The 21872-nt window shown below is 69.5% G+C and carries 20 protein-coding genes and 1 pseudogene; 3 read left to right on the top strand and 18 right to left on the bottom strand.

Features of this window, described 5'->3' with window-relative positions:
• Positions 1-31 precede the first annotated feature (31 nt).
• The 7 genes from ACFFJD_RS04020 to mtrA form a co-directional block, all read right to left on the bottom strand.
• On the bottom strand, positions 32-466 hold the full coding sequence (locus ACFFJD_RS04020) for an Rv3235 family protein (RefSeq protein WP_382361297.1): 435 nt from the start codon (positions 464-466) through the stop codon (positions 32-34).
• Positions 467-539: 73 nt separating this feature from the next.
• Positions 540-3314, bottom strand: a complete 2775-nt coding sequence (gene secA / locus ACFFJD_RS04015) for a preprotein translocase subunit SecA (protein ID WP_382361294.1) — start codon at positions 3312-3314, stop codon at positions 540-542.
• Between the two features lie 118 nt (positions 3315-3432).
• Positions 3433-4167 (bottom strand): ribosome hibernation-promoting factor, HPF/YfiA family, encoded by a 735-nt coding sequence (hpf, locus tag ACFFJD_RS04010; protein ID WP_382361291.1) that lies wholly within the window; start codon positions 4165-4167, stop codon positions 3433-3435.
• A gap of 212 nt (positions 4168-4379) precedes the next feature.
• Entirely contained in the window at positions 4380-5057 is a 678-nt protein-coding gene (locus ACFFJD_RS04005) for a ComF family protein (RefSeq protein ID WP_382361288.1), read from the bottom strand.
• A gap of 62 nt (positions 5058-5119) precedes the next feature.
• On the bottom strand, positions 5120-6844 hold the full coding sequence (locus ACFFJD_RS04000; protein ID WP_382361285.1) for an LpqB family beta-propeller domain-containing protein: 1725 nt from the start codon (positions 6842-6844) through the stop codon (positions 5120-5122).
• A complete protein-coding gene (mtrB, locus tag ACFFJD_RS03995; protein WP_382361282.1) occupies positions 6841-8475 on the bottom strand; it encodes an MtrAB system histidine kinase MtrB in 1635 nt (544 codons plus the stop codon). Before mtrB ends, ACFFJD_RS04000 begins: the two co-directional genes overlap by 4 nt.
• Positions 8472-9158 carry an MtrAB system response regulator MtrA gene (gene mtrA / locus ACFFJD_RS03990; RefSeq protein ID WP_382361279.1) on the bottom strand — a complete coding sequence of 229 codons (687 nt, stop codon included), beginning with the start codon at positions 9156-9158 and terminating at the stop codon, positions 8472-8474. The genes mtrB and mtrA overlap by 4 nt, the downstream gene beginning before the upstream one ends.
• Positions 9159-9226: 68 nt before the next feature.
• Between mtrA and ACFFJD_RS03985 the strand changes: the two genes are divergently transcribed.
• A complete protein-coding gene (locus tag ACFFJD_RS03985) occupies positions 9227-9859 on the top strand; it encodes a dTMP kinase (protein WP_382361276.1) in 633 nt (210 codons plus the stop codon).
• 90 nt (positions 9860-9949) lie between these two features.
• Complete coding sequence (locus ACFFJD_RS03980; protein ID WP_382361273.1) at positions 9950-11782, top strand: alkyl/aryl-sulfatase; 1833 nt, start codon at positions 9950-9952, stop codon at positions 11780-11782.
• A gap of 24 nt (positions 11783-11806) precedes the next feature.
• On the opposite strand, the gene ahcY is transcribed toward ACFFJD_RS03980, so the two are convergent.
• The 11 genes from ahcY to ACFFJD_RS03925 form a co-directional block, all read right to left on the bottom strand.
• Positions 11807-13282, bottom strand: coding sequence for an adenosylhomocysteinase (gene ahcY / locus ACFFJD_RS03975; RefSeq protein WP_382361270.1), 1476 nt, complete (start codon positions 13280-13282; stop codon positions 11807-11809).
• Positions 13283-13327: 45 nt separating this feature from the next.
• On the bottom strand, positions 13328-14851 hold the full coding sequence (locus tag ACFFJD_RS03970; protein WP_382361267.1) for an amino acid permease: 1524 nt from the start codon (positions 14849-14851) through the stop codon (positions 13328-13330).
• Positions 14852-14872: 21 nt separating this feature from the next.
• Positions 14873-15055 (bottom strand): MetS family NSS transporter small subunit, encoded by a 183-nt coding sequence (locus ACFFJD_RS03965; protein ID WP_382361264.1) that lies wholly within the window; start codon positions 15053-15055, stop codon positions 14873-14875.
• The gene (locus ACFFJD_RS03960; protein WP_382361261.1) at positions 15052-16605 is read right to left on the bottom strand and encodes a sodium-dependent transporter; all 1554 of its coding nucleotides are present in this window, start codon (positions 16603-16605) and stop codon (positions 15052-15054) included. Before ACFFJD_RS03960 ends, ACFFJD_RS03965 begins: the two co-directional genes overlap by 4 nt.
• An 80-nt stretch (positions 16606-16685) precedes the next feature.
• Positions 16686-17606 carry a cation diffusion facilitator family transporter gene (locus ACFFJD_RS03955; protein WP_382361258.1) on the bottom strand — a complete coding sequence of 307 codons (921 nt, stop codon included), beginning with the start codon at positions 17604-17606 and terminating at the stop codon, positions 16686-16688.
• 171 nt (positions 17607-17777) lie between these two features.
• Positions 17778-18071, bottom strand: a complete 294-nt coding sequence (locus ACFFJD_RS03950; protein ID WP_382361255.1) for a WXG100 family type VII secretion target — start codon at positions 18069-18071, stop codon at positions 17778-17780.
• A 36-nt stretch (positions 18072-18107) separates the two neighbouring features.
• On the bottom strand, positions 18108-18428 hold the full coding sequence (locus tag ACFFJD_RS03945) for a WXG100 family type VII secretion target (protein ID WP_382361252.1): 321 nt from the start codon (positions 18426-18428) through the stop codon (positions 18108-18110).
• Positions 18429-18453: 25 nt separating this feature from the next.
• A complete protein-coding gene (locus tag ACFFJD_RS03940) occupies positions 18454-19476 on the bottom strand; it encodes a hypothetical protein (protein ID WP_382361249.1) in 1023 nt (340 codons plus the stop codon).
• Complete coding sequence (locus ACFFJD_RS03935) at positions 19473-19775, bottom strand: type VII secretion target (RefSeq protein WP_382361246.1); 303 nt, start codon at positions 19773-19775, stop codon at positions 19473-19475. The genes ACFFJD_RS03940 and ACFFJD_RS03935 overlap by 4 nt, the downstream gene beginning before the upstream one ends.
• A 39-nt stretch (positions 19776-19814) precedes the next feature.
• Positions 19815-20150 (bottom strand): YbaB/EbfC family nucleoid-associated protein, encoded by a 336-nt coding sequence (locus tag ACFFJD_RS03930; RefSeq protein WP_382361243.1) that lies wholly within the window; start codon positions 20148-20150, stop codon positions 19815-19817.
• 8 nt (positions 20151-20158) lie between these two features.
• Positions 20159-20467, bottom strand: coding sequence for a hypothetical protein (locus ACFFJD_RS03925; RefSeq protein WP_382361240.1), 309 nt, complete (start codon positions 20465-20467; stop codon positions 20159-20161).
• A gap of 119 nt (positions 20468-20586) precedes the next feature.
• Between ACFFJD_RS03925 and ACFFJD_RS03920 the strand changes: the two are divergent.
• Positions 20587-21776, top strand: a pseudogene (locus ACFFJD_RS03920) (MinD/ParA family ATP-binding protein); the annotation flags it as partial.
• Positions 21777-21872 lie beyond the last annotated feature (96 nt).

The following is a 21872-nucleotide window of genomic DNA, read 5'->3' as shown; positions in this document are numbered from 1 at the left end:
TGAGTCGATGATAGATCGCCCCCTCGTGCGTTCATACCAGGGCGAACTCGGTGACCACCCAGCGTTCCTCGGTGCGCCGTATGCCGCCCGGCCCGGACACCCGCACGGGGCGTCGTTCCAGGGTGCCCACCAGCGCCCGCACCCGGTCTCCGCGCTGGTAGGTCCCGAAGAACTCGGCCGCGCCCGGCGACCGGACCTGCAGGTGCAGGCGGTGCAGTCGTGCACAGTCCACGCTCTCGGCGACGATACCGTGCTGGAGCAGGGCGGTGATCTGCGCGAGCACCGCGGGCGACACCGCCCCCGTCAACTGCCCGCGCGGCCGGCGGCCGTCGAGCACCTCCAGCGTGCGCGCCAGCACGCTCACCGCGACGGCACGGGCCTCGGTGGCCACCTCCAGATCGGGCGGCGGGGCCTCCGGTCGCGGCGTTGTTGATCCCGGTTGTGTGTCGAGCAGTATCCCCCTCATACAAAATCCGACGCGCGCGGAACCGTTTCGGTTCCACGACGCGCCGGATCAGCGGGAAATTCTCTGCCGCGGCCTACTTTCGGCGGCGATTGCGACGTTCGGCGGCGCGCCGGTCCTTGCGCGATCCGGTGACCGCCTCGGCGGGCTCCTCGGCACTCAGCACCTCGGACGGCGTGCCCGAGTACAGCTCCTCCACCGCCGAACGAACCTCGGTGGAACCGTCCTCGGCCGGACCGCTGTAGGTCATCTGCGCCTCGGCGTCCTCCGCGGCGGCCTCGCCGCCGCCCAGAGCGGATCCGGCGAGCATGTCGCTGACCGAGCTGCCCAGTGCCGGCCCCGGCGCCTGTGCCTGCACCTGCGCGTTGAACAGGAGGGTGACGGTCTCCTCCTTCATGCCTTCGAGCATGCCCATGAACATGTCGTAGCCTTCGCGCTGGTACTCGACCACCGGGTCGCGCTGCGCCATCGAACGCAGGTGGATGCCCTCGCGCAGGTAATCCATCTCGTAGAGGTGATCGCGCCACTTCCGGTCGAGCACCATCAGCAGGATCGAACGCTCCAGCTGGCGCATGGCATCCTCGCCGCCGATCGCGGCCAGCTCGGCCTCACGGCGGTCGTACGCGGCCAGCGCGTCCTCGACCACCAGGTCGCGCAGCGCCTCCCGATCGAGGTCGTCGCGCTCGCCGTACTCGTTGACGTTGAAGACCGTCTTGGAGTCCAGCGAGATCGGGTAGAGACCGCCCAGCGCCGTCCACAGCTCGTCGACGTCCCAGTCTTCGGCATAGCCTTCGACGGTCGCACCGTCGACGTAGGCACCGACGACGTCGACCACCATCTGGCGGACCTGCTCGCGGTGGTCGTCGCCCTCGAGGATCTCGCGGCGCTCGGCGTAGATCACCTTGCGCTGCTCGTTCATCACCTCGTCGTACTTGAGGACGTTCTTGCGGATCTCGAAGTTCTGCTCCTCGACCTGCGTCTGCGCGCTGCGGATGGCCCGGGTGACCATCTTGGCCTCGATCGGCACGTCGTCGGGCAGGTTGAACCGCGTCATGATGGTGTCCAGCGCCCCGGCGTTGAAGCGTCGCATCAGTTCGTCGCCGAGCGACAGGTAGAAGCGGGACTCGCCGGGGTCGCCCTGACGACCGGAACGACCGCGCAGCTGGTTGTCGATACGCCGCGACTCGTGGCGCTCGGTGCCGAGCACGTACAGGCCGCCGGCCTCGACCACCGCGACCGCTTCGTCGGCGGCGGCCGCTCGGGCCACGTCGATGGCCTCGTCCCAGGCGGCCTCGTAGTCGTCGGGGGTGCCCACCGGGTCCAGTCCGGCCTTGCGGAGGCGGCTGTCGGCGATGATCTCCGGGTTGCCGCCGAGCACCACGTCAGTACCGCGACCGGCCATGTTGGTGGCCACGGTGACCGCACCGGTACGACCGGCCTCGGCGATGATCTGCGCTTCCTGCGCGTGGAACTTGGCGTTGAGCACCGTGTGCTTGATCTCGCGCGCCGACAGCAGCCGCGAGAGGTACTCCGAGCGTTCGACGCTGGTGGTACCGATCAGCACCGGCTGACCCTTCTCGTGCCGCTCGGCGATGTCGTCGACCACGGCCGCGAACTTCGCTTCCTCGGTCTTGTAAATCAGGTCCGACTGGTCGACACGAATCATCGGCTTGTTGGTCGGGATCGCCACCACGCCGAGCTTGTAGATCTGCTGGAACTCGGCGGCCTCGGTCTCGGCCGTACCGGTCATGCCCGACAGCTTGTCGTACAGGCGGAAGTAGTTTTGCAGCGTGATCTGGGCGAGCGTCTGGTTCTCGGCCTTGATCTCGACGTTCTCTTTCGCCTCGATGGCCTGGTGCAGGCCCTCGTTGAAGCGGCGACCGTCGAGCACGCGACCGGTGAACTCGTCGACGATCAGCACCTCGCCGTTGCGCACGATGTAGTCCTTGTCCCGGTGGAACAGTTCCTTCACCTTGATCGCGTTGTTCAGGTAGCCGACCAGCTGCGAGTTCGCGGGCTCGTAGAGGTTGTCGATGCCGAGGCGGTCCTCGACGAAGGTGACACCGCTCTCGTGCACGCCGATGGTCTTCTTCTTGATGTCCACCTCGTAGTGGACGTCCTTCTCCAGCAGCGGTGCGATACGCGCGAACTCGCTGTACCACTTGCTCGACGAGTCGGCCGGTCCCGAGATGATCAGCGGGGTACGCGCCTCGTCGACGAGGATCGAGTCCACTTCGTCGACGACGGCGTAATTGTGGCCGCGCTGCACCAGTTCCTCGAGGCTGTGCGCCATGTTGTCGCGCAGGTAGTCGAAGCCGAACTCGTTGTTGGTGCCGTAGGTGATGTCGGCGCCGTAGGCCACGCGCCGCTGGTCCGGCGTCATGCCGGTCAGGATCACCGCGGTGTCCAGACCGAGGAAGCGGTGCACGCGCCCCATCTGCTCGGCGTCGCGCTTGGCGAGGTAGTCGTTCACGGTGACCACGTGCACGCCCTTGCCGCCGAGGGCGTTCAGGTAGGCGGGCAGCACACAGGTCAGGGTCTTGCCCTCACCGGTCTTCATCTCCGCGATGTTGCCGAAGTGCAGGGCCGCGCCGCCCATGATCTGGACGTGGAAATGCTTCTGGTCCAGCACGCGCCACGAGGCCTCACGGGCGACGGCGAACGCCTCCACCAGGAGGTGGTCGAGGGTCTCCCCGGACTCCAACCGCTCCCGGAAGGCTGCGGTCTTGGCGCGCAGCTCGTCATCACTGAGCGCTTCCATCTCGCCGGAAAGGCTCTCGACCTGGTCGGCGATCGAATCGAGCCTCTTGACCAGGCGGCCCTCACCCAGGCGCAGCAGCTTGTTCAGCACGGTGTCACAGTCCCCATCGGTCGTGAACGTAAAGAATCCGGTCTGCACGCGATGTGCAGACCGGATTCCATGGTACCGGTCCGGCCTGACAGGCCGATGAGGCTAGGCCGTCAACTTCTCAGCTCAGCCGGATCAAGCCGTAATCGAAGGCGTGCCTGCGGTACACCACCGACGGCTTGTCGGACTCCTTGTCGTGGAACAGGAAGAAGTCGTGACCGACCAGTTCCATTTCGTAGAGGGCATCGTCGACGGTCATCGGGAGGGCGTCGTGGTCCTTGACGCGGACCACCTGACCCGGCTCGTACTGCGCGCCGTCGTCCCAGCGATCCTCCGCCTCGGCCGAGTTCACGGAGTTCGGGTCGTCGACCAGGGCGCCGGGTGCCACCGCCTCGGACAGGCTCTTCGCGCGACCGGGTCCGGTCTTGCGGATGCGGTTGCGGTTGCGGGCTCGACGCAGCCGCTTCTGCAGCTTGTCGATCACCTGCTCGGTCGCGGCGTAGAAGTTCTCCCCGCTGGCTTGGGCGCGGACCACTGGGCCATCGCCCCGCGCGGTCACCTCGACCACCTGCGCCTGCTTCTGCTGACGACGATTCGGCTCGTGGTAGAGGACCACCTCGAAGCGGGTCAACGACGGATCGAACTTCTCCAATCGGGCGAGCTTGTCGCCGACGTAGGCCCGGAAGTGTCCGGGAACCACCACGTTGCGCCCGCTCATCACCACTTCGGCGTCCGGCTCGGCGGGTTCGGTGACGGCCGGCACGAAAGCCGGTCGCTCGAATGCCTGGTTCACTTCGGCCTCGGTGGGGGCAGGGCCCTTCGGCTCGCGCTGTCCTTTGCGATGAACAACCGACATCGACATCCTCCTCCGATCGCGCTGCCCGGGAAATCGAGTCCCGGGCAGTTGCAATTCGCTTGCCGCGCAAGGGTTTTGCGCGGCATCTGGTGCAGCGAGAACTGCCGATCATCCAGCAGTGCATGCGCCTCGCTGTCACCTACGACGTTATCGGTTCCGCCTCGGCTTCTCCAGATTTCGACACGACCGGAGGTCATCGTGTCGCCGCCCGATCAGGCGCCGGCGAGCACGACCGCCGCATCGGCCCGGATGCCCGCCGTACGCAGCGCCGCCACCGACTCCGCGATCGTCGCACCGGTGGTCAGCACATCGTCGACCAGCACCACGGCCACGGCGCGATGCGGCGGCCGCAGCGCCGCCGGACGCCGTCGCGCCGCGATCACCGCCCCGTGCAGATTGGCCCGCCGCTGCCCCGCCGACAGACCGGCCGAATCCCGGGTCCACGCACCGGTGGACAGCAACGGCACCGCGGCCACGCGCGGCCCGAGCGCGGCGGCAGCGACCCCGGCGACGGCGGTCACCGGGTCGCCGCCGCGGCGTCGTGCCGCGACGGTTCGGGTCGGGGCCGGGATCAGGGCGACCGCCCTCGTCGCCGGCAGCTGCTCCCATTCGGCCAGCCGCAACAGCCCGCACGCCAGCACCCGCCCCAGCACCGGAATCAGATCGCGGCGCCGGTGCTCCTTGAGTTCGACCACCGCTCGCCGCAGCGGCCCGCGAAAGCGCCCGAGGGCCCACGCCGGGACCGGCAGCTCCACGCGCGGCGTGAGCGGGAAGGGATCGTCGACCACGATCGCGGCGCAGCGGGAACACCACGCCGGTCCCGGTCGACCGCAGCCCCCGCATTCGCGCGGAGCGATCAAGTCCAGCGCCGCCGTCAGCACCCCGTCCATCGCCTCATCGTGCGCCGGGACCGCGCCGTCGTCCAGCGCGTTGTCCCCAGGCCCCCGCAGGCTCAGCCCGCCTGGACCACCGGCACCGCACCCTCGGGCGCCTGACCGGCGGAGGTCCAGTACTGATCGGCCGAACCCGGGGCCGTGCCGAGCTCCATCACCGACCGCACGTCCGCGACGTACACCGTCGAACGGGTGGCCGCGACCGTACCGACCGGCGGTTTCAGGTTGCCCGAGACCATCGCCAGCGGCGGCAGCCCCGACACCCGGATCCGCAGCACCGGCGTCTCCGTACCGGCCCGGGTCACATACAGCGTGGTGGCCCCGCCCCAGGCGATCGCCCCCACCGGGGTGCCGGCCCCGAAGGTGGCCGGGCTGACCCCGGTCAGCGAGGGGGCCCCGCGGTCGCTCACCGACAACGCGGCGAACAGGACGCGGCCGCCGACGAGCAGGGCCGCGCGCACACCGTCGGGCGAGACCCGGAAGGCGGTGATCCGCCCGGGATAGGCCGCGGTGACCTCGCCGAAGTCCAGCGGCACCACGCGGGCCGGTCCGTCCCCGACCGTCCACTGCACCGGCCGGCCGTCGACCAGCGCATAGCCGGTGTCGGTGAGCGCCCCGAAGCTGGGCGAGGTGATCTCGGCGGCGGCCAGCACCTCGGTGACCTCACCGCCGTACGGCCCCTGCAGCAGCACCTGCCCGCCGTCCCCCTCGGCGACGGCGGCCACCCGTGTGCGCTTGGCCGAGATGGCCGCCGCGCGCAGGTCGGTGGCCGTGCCGAGCGGCCCGGCCACCGGCACCGGACCCGACGGCGTGACCCGGAAGAGCCCGCCGCGCAGCACGTGCAGCGGCTGATCGCCGGCGCCCGGATCCGGATCGAAGGCCTCGACGTCGGCGGTGCGCCAGCCGTCGCTGCGATCGGCGATCAGCGGCACGCCGTCCGCGGAGATCAGGTAGGTGCCGCGGATACCGGCCCCCTCCAGCGTCCAGATCAGTTGGGCCGCCAGCACGGTGCGGTTGCGCGCGTCCGCGTCGATCGGTCCGCCGAGGTTCACCGACACCCGGTCGCCCTCGACCGCCACGGGTCCCCGCAGCTCCACGTCCTTCTCCGCCGCCGTCGCCACCGCGCCGGTCAGGTCGGGCGCCGGACCGGCGAGGAGCCGGTTGAGCAGGTTGGTCGGATCCACCGTCAAGCCGTACAGCCACCGGGGATCGCCGATGAGCCGCGTCGCGGTGCGGTCCGGGAAGAACAGTTCGGCCAGCCGGTAGGTGGCGTCGAACTGGGCGCTGTCGGTGATGGTGCCGGCCGGCATGTCACCGGACACCCGCCACGCGCCGTTCTGCTTGGTCAGGGTCAGCGGGATCACCATCGCGCCGGTGGCCTGCGTCAGCCGCCCGATCGGGCTGAGGGTGCCGGTCTTCTCCCCGAGCACCCGCAGGCGGACGGCGCTCTCGCTGCGCTCGTCGACCACCACGCGGGTCTCGGAGAGGATGGTCATCGGCCCCTGGTCGTCCCAGCGCTCGGACGCGCCCGGAGTGAGGAAGCGCCGGGATGCGGCGTGCCCGGAGGCCGGATCGGCCATCGCCTTGAAGAAGTTGCGGACCAGCGACTCCGGGTCGTCGCTGCGGCGCGGGGTGGGCACCAGATTGGTCGGCAGGGACCGGTTGAAACCCTCCACCGGTTGCGGTGCCGACGAGTTCGGAATGGCCACGCACCCGGTGACGGTCAGTACCATCGCCAGCGTCACCATCCATCCCGCGACCACGCGCGGCAATCGGACCCTCATCGGGTGGACCCTCCGTTCGACTGCTGCGGCCCCGCGCTCTGGGTGTTCAGCGGCAGGGGGCTGCCCAGCAGCTGATGTCCCCGCACCAACGGCAGGGTGAGCCGGAACGTCGATCCCACACCGGGTTCGCCCGCGGCCTCCAGCCGCCCCTGGTGCAGCCGGGCGTCCTCGATACTGATCGCCAAGCCCAGACCGGTGCCGCCGGAGCGGCGCACGCGGGACGGGTCGGACCGCCAGAATCGGTTGAAGACCAGCTTCTCCTCCCCCGGCTTGAGCCCGATGCCCTGGTCCCGCACGGTCACCGCCACGGCGTCGCCGTCCGAGCGCATCGTCAACGTGACGGGTCGGTGTTCCCCGTGATCGATGGCGTTGGCCAGCAGGTTGCGCAGCACCCGCTCGATGCGGCGCGGGTCGATCTCGGCCAGCACCGGTTCGCTCGGCAGATCGATCACCAGCTCGGTGCCGGTGTCCGCGGCGAGCGGCTCCACCGTGGCCAGCGCCGCCTCGATCGGAATCGCCATGTCCATGCGTTCGGCGGCCAGATCGGCCTGCCCGGCGTCGTGGCGCGAGATCTCCAGCAGTTCGGTCAGCAGCGTCTCGAAGCGGTCCAGTTCCTTGTCCATGAGTTCGACGCTGCGCCGCTGCAGCGGATCGAAGTCGTCCCGGCTCTCGTAGAGCATGTCGGCGGCCATCCGCACCGTGGTCAACGGAGTCCGCAGCTCGTGGGAGACGTCGGAGGTGAACTGCCGCTGCAACCCGCCGAACTCCTCGAGGTGGGTGATCTGCTTGGACAGGCTCTCGGCCATGTCGTTGAAGGAGACCGCCAAACGCGCGAACTCGTCCTCGCCCTTGACTGGCATGCGTTCGGTCAGGCGCCCGTCGGCGAAGCGCACCGCGATCCGCGAGGCCGAGCGCAGCGGCCCCACCACCTGCCGTGCGATCAACCACGCGATCGCCGCGAGCAGCCCCAGCAGCACCACACCACCTACGAGCAGCGTGTTGCGCACCAGCGAGACCGTCTTCTCCTCCCCGCCCATCGGGAAGACCATGTACAGCTCGAGGTCGGGGATCGCCGTCTCGGCCGGGGTGCCGACCACCAGCGCCGGTACCCGGGCGTCACCGCTCTGCACGGTGGTGAACTGGTAGGCCACCTGGCCGCGCGAGACCATCTCCTGCAGTTGCAGGGAGATGTCGGTGACCGGTCCCACCCCGGCCACCGGTCCCTGGCCCGGTTGCCCGGCCACCAACAGCACGGTGTCGTACACGCCGCCGGTCGACGGCGCCTGCGCGGCGTCTGCGTCGGCATCGGTGAGCAGGGCCCGGGCGCGAGCCAGTCGAGTCTGCGTCGAGGCACTGGCGTCGCTGGAGGTCAGCACCCGCTCCACCAGCATGCGGGAGCGCTCCAACTGGCTCAGCGCCATGTTCTGCTTGTCGTCGAGCAGCCGGCCGGTGATCTGGCTGATCAGCAGGAAACCCACGATCAACAGCACCACGAACGACAGCGCCAGCGTCGAGACCACCACGCGCAACTGCAGCGAACGCCGCCACAGCGAACCGAACGCGCGGCCGATACGAGCGGCCGCGCGCTGGATGGAGTGCAGGGTGCGATCCAATCGCCGCCGATTGATCACGGCGGACCGGCCTTGTAGCCGACCCCCCTCACGGTGAGCACGATCTCGGGATTCTCCGGATCGGTCTCGATCTTGGCGCGCAGCCGCTGCACGTGCACGTTGACCAGGCGGGTGTCGGCCGGATGACGGTAACCCCAGACCTGCTCCAGCAGGACGTCACGGGTGAACACCTGGCGCGGTTTGCGTGCCAGCGCCACCAGCAGATCGAACTCCAGCGGTGTCAGGGAGATCGGCACGCCGTCGCGGGTCACCTTGTGCGCGGGCACATCGATCTCCACCGGACCGATCGACAGCACCTCGGCGGGCTCCTCGCCGGTGCGCCGCAGACGGGCCCGGATCCGCGCCACCAGCTCCTTGTGCTTGAACGGCTTCACCATGTAGTCGTCGGCCCCGGACTCGAGGCCGAGCACCACGTCGACGGTGTCGGTCTTGGCCGTCAGCATCACGATCGGCACACCGGACTCGTTGCGTACCGCGCGGCACACGTCGATGCCGTTCATGCCGGGCAGCATCAGGTCCAGCAGCACCAGATCCGGACGCAGCTCACGCACCGCCGGCAGGGCCTGCGTGCCGTCGCCCACCACGAACGGCTCGAAGCCCTCGTTACGCAGAGCGATCGTCAGCATCTCCGCCAGCGAGGCATCGTCATCGACTACCAGGATCCGCGGCTTCATGCCGACCATCGTGGCACGTATCGCGCGCCAGGTCGCGGACCGGCGCGCCGGTGCGGCCGACGGCTACGATTCCCGGCATGGGAATCCTCGTGGCCATCGAAGGGCTGGACGGTGCCGGCAAGAACACCATCGTCGGCAAGTTCCACACCGCTGCCGCCGGGCGTTCGATGACGATCACCTCCACCGCATTCCCCAGCTACGGCTCCTCGGTGGAGGCCGACATCGCCGCGGAGGCGCTGCACGGCGAGCACGGCGATCTGAGCGAGAGCGCCTACGCGATGGCCATGCTCTTCGCGCTCGACCGTCGCCGCTGGGCGCAGTGGCTGCGGGAGGCCCGCCGCGACCACGACCTGGTGCTGTGCGATCGGTACGTCGCCTCCAACGCCGCCTACAGCGCCGCGCGCCTCGGGCAGGGCCCCGACGGCGCCGTGGTGAGCTGGGTCGCGGACCTGGAGTTCGAGCGCTTCGGCCTGCCCGTCCCCGACCACCAGCTGCTGCTCGGGGTGCCGCCGGAGATCGCGATGGAACGCGCCGAGGGCCGCGCCGCCGTCGACGCCGCCCGCGCCCGGGACGCCTACGAGCGCGACGCCGACCTGCAGGCCCGGGTGTACCGGTCCTACCTGGACCTGGTCGAGACCGAGTGGGTCTCGCCGTGGACGGTCGCCGACGACGACGCCGCCGTGCACGCCATCCTGGATCTGGTGCCCTGACCGAAACGCCGGTGCGCCCGCGCCCCGGGCGTTTAGGCTGACAGGGTCGGCCGCGCGTTGCCGAAGTCGTGGCCCGATCCGGAGGCCACCATGTCCGAGACCCTCTACCCGTTCGACGACACCCGGGATTTCGCCGACAGTCTGCGCGGCTTCATCGCGACCATCTCCCCCGGCGCCATCACCGCCGCGGACGGCCGCGTGGTCTGGGACTGCGACTCCTACGACTTCGTCACCGGCGAGGCGCCGCCGACCGTGCACCCCAGCCTGTGGCGGCAGTCCGAGCTGGTGGCGCGGCACGGACTGTTCGAGGTGACCGACGGGATCTATCAGGTCCGCGGCTTCGACCTGTCCAATGTCACCTTCGTCGAGGGCGAGCGCGGGGTGATCGTCATCGATCCGCTGATCTCCACCGAGACCGCTGCCGCCGCGCTCGCGCTGTATCGAACCCACCGCGGTGATCGCCCGGTGGTGGCGGTGATCTACACGCACAGCCACGTGGACCATTTCGGCGGTGTCAAGGGCGTCACGACGCAGGCCGCGGTCGATGCGGGCGAGGTGGCGGTCATCGCGCCGGTCGGCTTCCTGGAGCCGGCCGTCGAGGAGAACCTGTACGCGGGCACCGCCATGGCCCGGCGCGCCGGGTACATGTACGGGGCCGCCCTGCCGCGCAGCGCCGTGGGCAGCGTCGGCGCCGGACTGGGGCCGACCACCTCCACCGGCACCGTCACCCTCATCCGACCCACCGTCTCGATCACCGAGACCGGCCAGCGACTCACGGTCGACGGGGTGCCGATCGTCTTCCAACTCGCGCCGGGCACCGAGGCGCCCGCCGAGATGCACTTTCATTTCCCCGAGCATCGTGCGCTCTGTATCGCCGAGAACGCGACGCACACCCTGCACAACATCCTGACGCTGCGCGGTGCGGTGGTGCGTGATCCGAACATCTGGGCGCACTACCTCGGGGAGGCCGTGGACATGTTCGGCGCCCAGACCGACGTGGTGTTCGCCTCCCACCACTGGCCCACCTGGGGTCACGAGCGCGCCGTCGGGTTCCTGGAGATCCAGCGCGAGCTCTACGCCTACCTGCACGATCAGACTCTGCGCCTGCTGAATCAGGGGTTCACCGGGCCCGAGATCGCCGAGCGACTCCAGATGCCACCCGCCCTCGACCGCGTGTGGAGCACGCACGGCTACTACGGCTCGGTGAGCCACAGCGTGAAGGCGATCTACCAGCGCTACATGGGCTGGTACGACGGCAATCCCGCCCGACTGTGGCGGCACCCGCCCGAGGCGGCGGCCGTGCGGTACGTCGAGTTCATGGGCGGTGCCGACGCCGTGGTGGCCAAGGCCCGCGCGTGCGTCGAGGCCGGGGATCTGCGCTGGGCGGCGGAAGTGCTCGACCACGTGGTCTTCGCCGAACCCGAGCACGCGCAGGCCAGGGCACTGCTGGCGGACACCCTGGAGGGGTTGGGCTTCGGCAGCGAGAACGGGACGTGGCGCAGCGCGTACCTGTCGGGCGCGCACGAACTGCGGCACGGGAACTTCGGCACACCGACCGCCGTCGCCTCCGGGGATGTGGCGGCCAATCTCGAGCCGGAGATGTTCCTGGATGCGCTGGCCATCACGATCGACGGCCCGCGTGCCTGGGACCTCGACCTCGCTCTGCGCTGGCACTTCCCCGACCACGATCGCAGCCTGTGGACCCGGCTGCGCCACGGCGTGCTGCTGCGGGGTCCGGACCGGCCGGGCGAGGTCGATGCCTCGATCACGGTCCCGGCGGCGGCGTTGATCGCCCTGGTGACCGGGGACGTGGCGGCGGCCGGGGGCGCCGGACTCACCGTCGACGGCGACGACACGGCACTGCCGCGTCTGCTCGCCGTCGTCGATCCCCCGAACCCGGATTTCGAGATCGTGCTCCCGTAGCCCGGGGGATCGTCGGCGCGGAGATCAGTACCGGTAGTGCTCCGGCTTGTACGGGCCGTCGACGTCGACGCCGATGTACTCGGCCTGCTCCTTGGTGAGCTTGGTCAGCGACCCGCCCAGCGCCTCGACGTGGATGCGCGCGACCTTCTCGTCCAGGTGCTTGGGCAGGCGGTAGACCTCGTTGTCGTACTCGTCGTTCTTGGTCCACAGCTCGATCTGCGCGATCACCTGGTTCGCGAAGCTGTTGCTCATCACGAACGAGGGGTGGCCAGTGGCGTTGCCCAGGTTCAGCAGGCGGCCCTCCGACAGCACGATGATGCTCTTGCCGTCGGGGAAGACCCACTGGTCCACCTGCGGCTTGATGTTGATCCGGGTCATGCCCTCGGCCGATTCCAGGCCGGCCATGTCGATCTCGTTGTCGAAGTGACCGATGTTGCCGAGCACGGCCAGGTTCTTCATCTGCTGCATCTGTTCGAAGGTGATGATGCCCAGGTTCCCGGTGGAGGTGATGACGATGTCGGCGTTGCCGATCGCCTCTTCCACGGTCACCACGTCGAAGCCGTCCATCAGCGCCTGCAGCGCGTTGATCGGGTCAATCTCGGTCACCTGCACGCGGGCGCCCTGCCCGGCCAGGCTCTCCGCGCAGCCCTTGCCCACGTCGCCGTAGCCGCAGACCAGTGCCTTCTTGCCGCCGATGAGAACATCGGTGCCGCGGTTGATGCCGTCGATCAGCGAGTGGCGGGTGCCGTACTTGTTGTCGAACTTGCTCTTGGTGACCGAGTCGTTGACGTTGATCGCGGGGAAGTCGAGCTCACCGGCGGCGGCGAACTGGTACAGGCGCAGCACACCGGTGGTGGTCTCCTCGGTGACACCCTGCACCGACTCGGCGATCGTGGTCCACTTCTTCGGGTCCGCGGCCAGGGTCTGACGCAGCAGCGCCAGGAACACCTTGTACTCGGCCGGGTGGTCGTCGTCGGTCGGCGGCACGACGCCGGCCTTCTCGAACTCGGCGCCGCGCAGCACCAGCATGGTGGCGTCACCGCCGTCGTCGAGGATCATGTTGGCCGGCTCGTCGGGCCAGGTCAGCATCTGATCGGCGGCCCACCAGTACTCCTCGAGGGTCTCGCCCTTCCACGCGAAGACCGGAACGCCGGTCGGCTCCTCGGGGGTGCCATACGGGCCGACGACGACGGCCGCGGCCGCGTGGTCCTGCGTGGAGAAGATGTTGCACGAGGCCCAGCGCACCTGCGCACCGAGATCGACGAGCGTCTCGATGAGCACGGCGGTCTGCACGGTCATGTGCAGCGAACCGGAGATGCGAGCGCCGGCGAGCGGCTTGACGTCGGCGTATTCGCGACGCAGCTCCATCAGGCCCGGCATCTCGTGCTCGGCGAGGCGGATCTCCTTGCGGCCGTACTCGGCCTGCGTCAGGTCGGCGACCTTGAAATCGATTCCGTTGACGACGTCGGCCGTCAGTGCGCTGGCGGGCGCGGTGCTCATAAGTTCCCTCTCGGTCGAGCGCGTACTGGTCTGCGACCTACCACGTTAGCCGGTGACCCGCTGCGCAGCCGCACGCTGCTCGGCGCGCGCGCGTTCGGCGTACACCGAACGGTGGTATCCGTAGCCGAAGTAGATGATCAGACCCAGCAGCATCCAGACCAGGAAACGCAGCCATGTCTCCACCGAGAGGTTGATCATTAGCCACAGGCAGGCGAGCACCGACAGGATCGGGATCAGCGGCATCAGCGGCACGCGGAAGCCGCGCGGCAGATCCGGGCGCGTGCGCCGCAGCACCAGCACGCCGATGCTGACCAGGATGAACGCGAACAACGTGCCGATGTTGACCATCTCTTCGAGCGTGCCCATCGGGAAGAAGGCCGCGAGGATGCCCGCCGAGACGCCCACCAGGACGGTGAACCGGGCGGGGGTGCCGCGCCGGCTGGTCTTGGCCAGGCCGCGCGGCAGCAGGCCGTCGCGCGCCATCGCGAATCCGACGCGGGACTGGCCCAGCAGCATCACCATCACCACGGTGGTCAGACCGGCGAGCGCGCCCAGGTTGATGATCCATTCCACCCAGGTGACGTGGTGGGCGTTGAACGCCGTGGTCAGCGTCGAGCCGATCACTTCCCCGGTGTTCGGGTCGGTCTTGTCGGCCAGGTCGGTGTAGGGCACCATGCCGGTCACCACCAGGGTCACCGCCACGTACAGGACGGTCACGATGGCGAGCGAGCCGAGGATGCCGCGCGGCAGTGCCTTCTGCGGGTTCTTGGTCTCCTCGGCGGTGGTGGCGACGATGTCGAAACCGAGGAAGGCGAAGAACACCAGCGAAGCGGCGGCCAGCAGGCCGTACCACCCGAAGTTGCTGCCCTCGGCGCCGGTCGCGGCCGACAGCAGACTCTGCGTCCACACGCTCGAGTCGGAGTCGGCGGGCGGGACGGCCTCGGGGACGTACGGGGTGTAGTTGTCGGTGTCGATGTAGAAGGCGCCGGCGATGATCACCAGCAGCACCACCGCCACCTTGAGCGCGGTGATGACCACCGACACGCGGGAGGACAGTTTGGTGCCCAACGCCAGCAGCGTGGTGAGCACCGCGATCAGCAGGGCCGCACCCCAGTTGAAATCGACCGGACCGAACAGGTGCACCGTGGCCGGTGTCCCCAGGATGTTGCCGAGGTAGGCCGACCAGCCGAGAGAGACCACCGAGGCGGCCAACGCCAGTTCCAGGAACAGGTCCCACCCGATGATCCAGGCCGCGAACTCGCCGAAGGCCGCGAACGAGAAAGTGTACGCGCTACCGGCCACCGGCACGGTGGAGGCGAACTCGGCGTAGCAGAGCGCGGCCAGGCCGCAGGCGACCGCGGCGATCAGGAAGGCCAGCGACACCGACGGTCCGGCGACGTTGCCCGCGGTCCGCGCGGTCAGCGTGAAGATGCCGGCACCGACCACCACGGCCACACCGAAGACCGTGAGGTCCCAGGCGGTCAGCTCCCGTCGAAGCTTGGTATCCGGTTCGTCGGTATCGGCGATCGACTGTTCGACGGACTTGATCCGCTTGAACGGGTTGTCCACGACCTACCCCTCTCGGCGCGCTCAGGTGTCGCGCATCGGATGCGGCTGATCTTGCCGCACCGCATCCTCGAGGTCGTCGGGCAGGGGTGGCAACGACGTCGGATCCACTTCGGCGCGCGCCCGCAGGAAGCTGATGCTGCCCACGAGGCCGCCCCACACGAGCAGAATCGCGACGACGAGCAGGGCGATGGCGGGTCCGGTCATCGTTTCTGTCCTTCCAGGAACTTCTCGTCGGGCCACGCCACGAAGTCGGGATCATCGCGCCCGCGCCAACTGGTCACCGTGAAGACGATCGCGCCGACCACGGCCAGGCCGACCGTTCCCCAGCCCATCGTGTTGAGGTACCACTCCGGGTACCCTTCGTAGCCGTCGTTGATCAGGGAGATCACCTTCTGCACGAGCATCACGGTGAGGAAGATCGGTCCCACCACACCGATGAGCAGCAGCCACCAGCGGCCGAGCTTGAAGGTGGAGATGGCGTTCAGGTGGCGCCGCAGCAGGTCGCCCTCACGCGCGATCCAGACCACGGTCACCGTCATGACGATCGCCGACAGGACCACGCCGATGTTGTTGGCGTACTGGTCGACGGTGTCCAGGGTGAACAGGCCGGTGGTGGTGGCGAACAGCGAGAACGAGACCACGGCGCTGACCACGCCGACGACCACGGCCGCGGTGCGCTGGGACAGTCCGAACTTCTCCTGCACCGCGATCGAGACGCCCACCACCAGGGAGACCAGCGAGGTGAAGCCGGCGATCACCAGCGACCCGAAGAACAGCACACCGAACACGGTGCTGCCGGGCATCTCGGAGATCACCGCCGGGAAGGTCACGAACGACAGGATGGGACCGGTCAACCCCTCGAGTTGGTCGAACCGCACGCCCTCCTGGTGCGCGAGGAAGCCGAGCGCGGAGAAGACGCCGATTCCGGCCAGGATCTCGAAGGACGAGTTCGCGAAGCCCACCACCAGGCCGGAGCTGGTCATGTTGGCGCGGCGACGCTGGAAGGACGAGTACGCGATCATGATGCCGAATGCGATCGACATGGAGAAGAAGATCTGGCTGTACGCCGCGATCCACACGTTGAGGTCGGTGAGCGCACCCCAGTCCGGCGTGAACAGCGCGTTCAGTCCGTCCGAGGCGCCGGGCAGGGTCACCGCACGGATCACCAGCGCACCGAAGCCGAGGATCAGCAGCGGAATGCCGATGACGTTGACCTTCTCCACACCGTTGGCGATGCCGAGCGCCAAGATCACGATGATCACCACCCACACCAGGGCCAACGGCCAGGCGACACCGGCGACGAGCTCGGTGGAGACGCCCGGTTCGGAGGCCTTCAGGTAGTCGGAGACGAAGAAGGTGGCGGTGTCCTCGCCCCACTTGTTGCCGAACGAGAAGTAGAAGTAGCTCAGCGCCCAGGCGATCACCGCGGCGTAGTACACCGAGATGATGAACAGCAGCATGGTCTGGAACCAGCCGATCACCTCGGCCCGCTTGGCCAGGCGACGCAGGGCGAGGGGCGCGGCGCCGCGGAACCGCTGACCGATGGCGTAGTCCAGGAACAGGATCGGCAGACCGGCGGTGACCAGCGCGATCAGATACGGGATCAGGAAGGCGCCGCCACCGCTGTCGTAGGCGACTCCGGGAAAGCGCCAGATATTGCCCAGTCCCACCGCCGAGCCGATGGCCGCCAGGATGAAGCCCCGGTTGGAGGTCCACGTCTGCCGCTGCGCGCCGCTGTTCGCGGTTTCCGTCATCGGACACCTCTCTCGTTCGCGAGTTTCCTGACGTTAGCGCACGGCCGCCCTCTCCGGACGCAGGTCGGCGCGGGCCGCCGTCAAACGGATGCGCGATCGATGTCCGGCTCCAGGTAGATCAGCCGGGCGTGCGGGACCGCCGCCCGCGCCCGGGCTTCGGCGCCGTCGATCGCCGCGGCGACCTGCGTGGCGTCGGCGCCCGGCGTGATCGCGATCTTGGCCGCCAGCAGCAGTTCTTCGGGGCCGAGGTACTGGGTCTTCATGTGGATCACCCGATCCACGCCCTCGCCCGGCAGTGCCCGCGCCAGTGCCGCCTCCTCGGCCTCGGTGGCGCCCTCGCCGATCAGCAGGCTCTTCATCTCGATCATCAGGACCACGGCGATCATGCCGAGCAACACGCCGATACAGACGGTGCCGATGCCGTCCCAGACCGCGTTGCCGGTGGCCATGGTCAAGCCGACGCCGCCGAGGGCCAGAACCAGACCGATGAGCGCCCCGGTGTCCTCCAGCAGCACCACCGGCAGCTCCGGGCTGCGCGAATTGCGGATGAAGCTCCACCAGGAGGCGTCGCCCTTGAGCGGCTTGGACTCCCGGTAGGCGGTGAAGAAGCTGTAGCACTCCAGCGCGATCGCCACCAGCAGGATCACGACGGCGACGAGCGGCGAGTCCAGGCCGTGGTCGCCGGCGTGCTTGATCTTCTGGTAGCCCTCGTACAGCGCGAACATCGAGCCGAGCGAGAACAGGACCAGCGCGACGACGAACGAGTAGAAGTACCGGGCCCGGCCGTAACCGAACGGGTGCAGCTGGTCGGCGTCCTTCTTGGCCCGGTTCTGCCCGAAGAGCAACAGGCCCTGGTTGGACGTGTCGGCCACCGAGTGCACGCCTTCGGCCAACATCGACGACGATCCGGTGATCGCGAAGCCGGTGAACTTGGCGACGGCGATACCGCCGTTGGCGAACAGTGCCGCCACGATCGCTTTCTTGGAGCCCTCTGCCGACACGATGCTCTCCACTTCTCCGCTCGCGCCGGAACGGACGACAACAGTTGTCCCGAGAGTGTCAGGCGCCCGGGAAGTGTCAGCGTAATCGTCGGCGCGCAGCGACATCCGGCGGATCCGGCCGTCCTGCCCGATCCGCCGGATATCACCGCTTTCTCGTGTCCGGTGGACCGGTCAGGTGGCGAAGGACTTGCCGACGCGCTGATCGGTCTCGTGCATCCGCGTGCTCGCCTTGTTCACCCCCGTGCCGAGACCGTCCAGGCGCAGCCGCGCGTCGGCGAACAACCGGTCCCAGTCGTTCTGCGCAACCCGGTACGACGCCGCGCCGCCGGAGTCCCAATTGGCCTCGAGCGCGTGCACCTGCCGCTTGAGTTGCCCGGACAGTTCTTCCAGTCGTCCGAACTGCGCCTTCAGGTCCCCGGCGAGGGCGCCCAGGCCCTCGAAGTTGTAGCGAATCGTCGCTCCCATGATCTCCCCCTGTCGTTGTGAAATACGGTGTGCTGCTTAGAGGTTCAGACCGCCACCGGCCGAACTGACGATCTGCTTGCCGGCCGCCGCGTCGGAGTCGTCGTATCCGGCGAAACTCGTGGTCAGCTTGCTCTCGATCACGTTGAGCGCCTGTTCCAGTCGCACCGCGGTGGTGTGCCAGTCGGTGTGCGTGGTGTCGAAGGACTTCGCGGCCACCCCGTTCCAGTCGCTCAACCCGCCCGCCGCGGAGGCTTTGATCCGGCCGATCACCCCGCGCATGTCCCCCACGATCCCCTTGATCGTGGCGGTGGCGGCCTGACCGGCGACCACATCCAGATTCAATCCGTTTCCGTACATTCCTTCTCCTCTCCTGCCCGCCGAATCACCTCGGGATCCGGTCGAAGTCGACGTCGGCGGAGACCGGGCAGTCCCAGCCGGGTGCCGAAGGTGTCTCCGCCGCGGCACCGGCCGACGGCTCTCCGGTCACCGGTCGCTCGCCCAGCGCGGGTTCCGGCGGCCCGGCCGCGTCGACCAGCCCCACCGGTCGAACCGTCGCGGCCGACGGGGCGGCCCCCGACGGCGCCCCGGCGGCAACGACCGGTCCGGCCGGAGGGTGGGCCGTGACGGGGGCCGCGGGAATGACCGTGGCCGGCGGCCGCGGCGCGGCGGAGGTGACCGGTGCGGACCCGAGCGCCGGCGCCGGGGCCGCCAGGCCCCCGACCATGTGCAGCGCGGACGAGACCAGCGGAAGCGCCGCCTGCACCAGGCCGGTGACCGACTCGACGGTGATCGGCGGCGCCGTCACCGGGACGGGCGCGCCGTCGGCGGCCATCTTCGCGGTCGGCGCGGCCAGCTGGGCGCGCGTCGCCGCCACCACCGCCAGACCTTCGGCGAGTCCCTCGGCGGCGAAGCCGAGCGCGGCCGCTTGGCCGGGCGGGGTCATGATCGCCGGCAGGGTGGCCGCGATCAGGCCGGCGGTCTTGCCGATGACGCCTTGCAGTGCCGCCAGTCCGGTACCCACCACGGCCAGACCCGCCTGAATGTCGGTGGACATGGCCGCCGCCTGCGCCGCCAAGGCGCCGGCGTTCCCGGCGGCCAGCGCCGACTTTCCGGCCGCACCCGCCGCGCCCGACCCCGCCCACAGCCCGCTGAGGGCCTCGATCGCACTGCTCGCCGCCCCGGCCCCGGTCTGCAGTGCCTGGGCCAGACCGCCGAGGAGCACCGTCGGGTCACCGGTTCCGCCGGGCAGCACACCGCTGCCGAAGGACCGGAGCAGATCGTGCATCGGCGTCAGCAAGGCCAACGGATCGAGCAGCTGCGCGGGCGTCATGTCCAGCACCTCCAGCAGCCCGGTGGGTTCGAGCAGGTCACCGAAGGTCGGGGCACCCGGCCCGTCCGGACTCATACCGCCCCGATTCCGGCGCCGCCCGCGGCATCGGCCGCCGCCACGGCTGCCGCACCGGCGGTGGCGGCCGCCGCCGTCGCCGACTGCACGGCGGTGAGCGCCCCGACCGCGGCGAGATGGTTGGCTTCGGCGACGGCGAAGGCCGCCAGGAACTCCTGGCCGATCACGCCGAACGCACCGGCCATCGCCGCCGAGCCGCCCGCCTGAACGGCACCGGCCGCTGCGGTCGCCGCACTCAACGCCGCGTGCGTGGCGGCGAAGGACTCCACGGCCCCGGCCGTGACGGTCATGTCACTCATCGTTGCTCCTGATCGTCGGTGGATCCGCGCTCAACGCGGTCAGAGGTTGGACGCTGCCGACCGGTCGTCGGTTCCCTCGTGGTCCGGTGTGTCGTCGAACTGCTCGGTGAATTCGCGGACGAGGTCGTCGCGCGCCGCGCACAACGCGCGGTCTGCGTCGGCCGCGGCCGTGGTGATCAGCTCGCCCAGACGCGCGGCGTCACCTCGCCCCGCACCCGGCGCCAACCGCAGCTCGGCCAGGGCCCCGGTGTAATCCAGCCGGACCGTGACGCGACCGTCATCGACCGATGCGGTCGCCGACAACGCCTCCAAATCGCCGCGCACCTGTTCCAGCACGGCCAGCTGCGCGGCCGCCCGGGCCGTGATTGCATCCATCGCGTCGCTCATCGCACACCCTCGTCCTCGCACCAGCGGTCGGCCGCGTTCTCCAAGGCCAGCAACCCCGCCCGGTCGGGCAGACCGAGGGCGTCGAGCACCTCCGGCGGCGTGCCCGACTCCGCCAACTCCAGCCGGCGTCGATACGCGCCCGAGCCGCGGGCCAGTGCACACAAGGCCACCACCCGAGCCGCGACGACGTCGAGGTCGGCGGCCAGCTGCGCGGGTGCGATGTGCACCTGCACCGGCAAGCCCTCGGCCGTGGTGGTGACGGCCAGTGCGCCGCCGAAGGATGCCGCCCGATGGAGTCGATTCATGGTCTTTAGACGCTCCCGAGGCGGGTTCGGTTCCCTCGACGACCGGCTCGGCGCGGCGCGCCGCCGAGTCCTCGCATCGCACGCCTTCTTACTTGGACGCTGGGCGCAGCAGTGCGGTTCCATCGCCGAATTCTCGGGCGTGGCGGGCCCGTGACCGGCGTAGCGTTCCCCACCGCCGGAGCAACACCCGGATTCCGAAGGGGGAGATCATGACCGACACACCTGCGATCCTGCCGCCGTGGCTCAGCGGTGCCCAGGCGCCCGCCCCGCCGCTTCCACCGACTCCGCCGAGCCCGTCGCCGATGCCGCCCCCGCCGCCTGTTCCGGCACCGATACAGCCGCCGACCGCGGCGTATGCGACCGGCCCCGCACTCGATCAGGTCGCGCTGTTACGCCCGGCACGACGGCCCCCGGCCGGCGGCTGGCGGCGTGCGGTGCACAGCCTGTCGGCGGGCACCATCAACCCCGGTCAGTCCGCCGCGGAGTTGGAGTACCAGGAGCTTCTCGAACGCGTGCGACGCCCGGTGCGCGGGGACTACCGGATCGCGGTGCTGTCCCTCAAGGGCGGCGTCGGCAAGACGACCACCGCCATCGGTCTCGGCTCCACCTTCGCCTCGCTGCGCGGGGATCGCGTGATCGCCGTCGACGCCAACCCGGACCTGGGCACCCTGGCCCAACGGATTCCGCTGCAGACCGACTCCACGGTGCGCGATCTGCTGGCCGATCCGGCGATCCACCGGTACTCGGATGTGCGCGCCCACACCTCGCAGGCTCCGAGCCGCCTGGAGGTGCTGGCCTCCGAACGCGACCCGGCCGCCGCCGAAGCCTTCAGCGAGGAGGAGTACCGGGGCGTGATGTCGGTGCTGCAGCGGTACTACAACATCGTGCTCACCGACTGCGGGACCGGACTGTCGCACACTCGGCGATGCGCGGCGTGCTCGATCTGGCCGATGCGCTGATCCTGGTCAGTTCCCCCGCACTCGACGGTGCCCGCAGCGCCGGTGCCACGCTGGACTGGCTGGCCGGCCACGGTTTCGGACACCTGATCGCCCGGTCGGTGGTGGTGCTCAGTTCCGCGCGCCCGGGCTCGTCGTCGATCGACCTGGACCAGCTGAGCCAGCACTTCCTCACGCGCTGCCGCGCCGTACAGACCATCGCCTTCGACGATCACCTCGCGGAGGGCTCGGCGATCGACCTGGACCTGCTGAGCCGACGGACCCGGCGCGGCTTCGTGGAGCTCGCGGCCACCATCGCCGACGATTTCGGGGGCACCACACTGCGGCGACACCCGCCGTTCCTGCCGGACTGAGGGCCCCTCGAGTGGGCATGCGACCCGGAACGGGGGTTGAATAGGGGGTGAACGTCCGGCGTTCACGCCGGACCGCTACCCCCTGTTGGAGGTCCG

Source organism: Gordonia phosphorivorans (genome assembly GCF_042432625.1).
Classification (GTDB): domain Bacteria; phylum Actinomycetota; class Actinomycetes; order Mycobacteriales; family Mycobacteriaceae; genus Gordonia; species Gordonia phosphorivorans.
Note: the sequence above shows the minus strand (reverse complement) of the source record. Positions and strands in the feature narration are given on the sequence as shown.

Bases quoted from the DNA above. Each gene is read 5' to 3' on its own strand.
- ahcY (WP_382361270.1), bottom strand. From the start codon at position 13,282: ATGAGCACCGCGCCCGCCAGCGCACTGACGGCCGACGTCGTCAACGGA.
- ACFFJD_RS03930 (WP_382361243.1), bottom strand. From the start codon at position 20,150: ATGGATGCAATCACGGCCCGGGCGGCCGCGCAGCTGGCCGTGCTGGAA.
- ACFFJD_RS03940 (WP_382361249.1), bottom strand. From the start codon at position 19,476: ATGAGTCCGGACGGGCCGGGTGCCCCGACCTTCGGTGACCTGCTCGAA.
- ACFFJD_RS04000 (WP_382361285.1), bottom strand. From the start codon at position 6,844: ATGAGGGTCCGATTGCCGCGCGTGGTCGCGGGATGGATGGTGACGCTG.
- ACFFJD_RS04005 (WP_382361288.1), bottom strand. From the start codon at position 5,057: ATGGACGGGGTGCTGACGGCGGCGCTGGACTTGATCGCTCCGCGCGAA.
- hpf (WP_382361291.1), bottom strand. From the start codon at position 4,167: ATGTCGGTTGTTCATCGCAAAGGACAGCGCGAGCCGAAGGGCCCTGCC.
- ACFFJD_RS03985 (WP_382361276.1), top strand. From the start codon at position 9,227: ATGGGAATCCTCGTGGCCATCGAAGGGCTGGACGGTGCCGGCAAGAAC.
- ACFFJD_RS03950 (WP_382361255.1), bottom strand. From the start codon at position 18,071: ATGGGAGCGACGATTCGCTACAACTTCGAGGGCCTGGGCGCCCTCGCC.
- ACFFJD_RS03935 (WP_382361246.1), bottom strand. From the start codon at position 19,775: ATGAGTGACATGACCGTCACGGCCGGGGCCGTGGAGTCCTTCGCCGCC.
- ACFFJD_RS03965 (WP_382361264.1), bottom strand. From the start codon at position 15,055: ATGACCGGACCCGCCATCGCCCTGCTCGTCGTCGCGATTCTGCTCGTG.
- ACFFJD_RS03960 (WP_382361261.1), bottom strand. From the start codon at position 16,605: ATGACGGAAACCGCGAACAGCGGCGCGCAGCGGCAGACGTGGACCTCC.
- ACFFJD_RS03945 (WP_382361252.1), bottom strand. From the start codon at position 18,428: ATGTACGGAAACGGATTGAATCTGGATGTGGTCGCCGGTCAGGCCGCC.
- ACFFJD_RS03980 (WP_382361273.1), top strand. From the start codon at position 9,950: ATGTCCGAGACCCTCTACCCGTTCGACGACACCCGGGATTTCGCCGAC.
- ACFFJD_RS04020 (WP_382361297.1), bottom strand. From the start codon at position 466: ATGAGGGGGATACTGCTCGACACACAACCGGGATCAACAACGCCGCGA.
- mtrA (WP_382361279.1), bottom strand. From the start codon at position 9,158: ATGGTCGGCATGAAGCCGCGGATCCTGGTAGTCGATGACGATGCCTCG.
- ACFFJD_RS03925 (WP_382361240.1), bottom strand. From the start codon at position 20,467: ATGAATCGACTCCATCGGGCGGCATCCTTCGGCGGCGCACTGGCCGTC.